Annotated in this window: 1 protein-coding gene; it reads left to right on the top strand. The window is 64.6% G+C overall.

Going from position 1 to position 935, the window contains the following annotated elements:
• Nucleotides 1-935: chaperonin GroEL (gene groEL / locus EOC94_RS33360; RefSeq protein ID WP_127295870.1), on the top strand; the 935-nt coding region annotated here is incomplete at both ends.

Genomic DNA, 935 nt, shown 5'->3' with positions numbered 1-935 from the left:
CTGGAAGACGCTTACATCCTTCTCCACGAGAAGAAGCTCTCCAACCTGCAGGCCATGCTGCCGATCCTCGAGGCTGTCGTGCAGACCTCGAAGCCGCTGGTCATCATCTCGGAAGACGTCGAAGGCGAGGCTCTGGCCACGCTCGTCGTCAACAAGCTGCGTGGCGGCCTGAAGATCGCCGCCGTCAAAGCGCCGGGCTTCGGTGATCGCCGCAAGGCCATGCTGGAAGACATCGCCATCCTCACCGGTGGCCAGGTCATTTCCGAAGACCTCGGCATCAAGCTCGAGAATGTTGGCCTCAACATGCTCGGCCGCGCCAAGAAGGTGTCGATCTCCAAGGAGAACACCACCATCGTCGACGGTGCCGGCAAAAAGGCCGAGATCCAGGGCCGCGTCGCCCAGATCAAGCAGCAGATCGAGGAGACCACCTCAGACTACGACAAGGAGAAGCTGCAGGAACGTCTCGCCAAGCTGGCGGGCGGCGGTGCCGTCATCCGCGTCGGCGGTGCGACCGAGATCGAAGTCAAGGAAAAGAAGGACCGCGTCGATGACGCCCTCAACGCGACCCGCGCGGCCGTCGAAGAAGGCATCGTTCCCGGCGGCGGCGTCGCACTCCTGCGCGCTTCGCTGAGCATCAAGGCGACCGGCGCCAACTCCGACCAGACCGCGGGCATCGCCATCGTGCGTCGCGCGCTGCAGGCTCCGGCCCGCCAGATCGCGGCCAACGCCGGTGCGGAAGCATCGATCGTTGCCGGCAAGATCCTCGAGAACAAGGGCCCGACCTTCGGCTTCAACGCCCAGACCGGCGAATATGGCGACATGATCGCCATGGGTATCGTCGATCCGGTCAAGGTCGTGCGCACGGCTCTCCAGGATGCGGCCTCGGTCGCCGGCCTGCTGGTCACCACCGAAGCCATGATCGCGGAGGCTCCGAA

It is taken from the genome of Mesorhizobium sp. M6A.T.Ce.TU.016.01.1.1 (genome assembly GCF_003997065.1).
GTDB lineage: Bacteria > Pseudomonadota > Alphaproteobacteria > Rhizobiales > Rhizobiaceae > Mesorhizobium > Mesorhizobium mediterraneum.
The sequence above is the reverse complement of the archived record's forward strand: the minus strand, read 5'-3'. Positions and strand labels throughout refer to the sequence as shown.